Raw genomic sequence first — 710 nt, 5'->3', positions numbered from 1 at the left:
CGTCCGCGAACGCCCCGACGACCCGAGTTCGTCGCCGGATCTCCTTCATGATCCGCTCCAGCGGATTGCTGGTTCTGATCTTGCGCCAATGGCTGTCCGGAAAGCCGTAATAGGTCAGCGTTTCGCCGATGCTCTCTTCAATCAGGTCGGCGGCCCGTGTCAGTCGCCGCGCCCGCAGGTCTGCGATAACAGAGTCAGCCTTTTCCTGGGCCGCCTTGCGGTTCTGGGCATGGATGGCCTTCAGCATATGCGTGACCTCGCGCACCTTGGTGGAGGGAACGTGGCTGAACACATTGCGGTAGAAGTGCACCATGCAGCGCTGCCACTGCGCATCCGGCAGATAGTCGGCTATGCTCTCCACCAGCCCCCGGCAGGCGTCGGAGATGATCAGCTTCACGCCGCTCAAACCCCGGTCGACCAGATGACGCAGGAAGTTGGACCAACCGGACTTGTCTTCCTTGGCGCCCTCGCAAATGCCCAGGATCTCCCGATACCCTTCAGAATTCACCGCACTGGCTACAAGCAGCGAGACATTTCGGACTTCGCCAGCCCATGTCCGCTTCATCACAATGCCATCCAGATAGAGGTAGGGGTGCTCGCCTTCTATTCGACGGTTCCGCCATTCCTCGATCTTGGCATAGATCTTCTTGTTCAGGTTGGACACCGTGCCTGGTGACACCCGTGTGCCCCACAAAGCCTCTGTGATGTCC

At 59.7% G+C, this 710-nt stretch carries 1 protein-coding gene; it reads right to left on the bottom strand.

Features of this window, described 5'->3' with window-relative positions; all coding sequences use genetic code 11:
• The coding region (locus OA90_RS27875) for an IS256 family transposase (RefSeq protein ID WP_156510739.1) at window positions 1–710 on the bottom strand (710 nt) is incomplete at both ends.

Source organism: Labrenzia sp. OB1 (genome assembly GCF_001624695.1).
Classification (GTDB): Bacteria; Pseudomonadota; Alphaproteobacteria; order Rhizobiales; family Stappiaceae; genus Roseibium.
The sequence above is the reverse complement of the archived record's forward strand: the minus strand, read 5'-3'. Positions and strand labels throughout refer to the sequence as shown.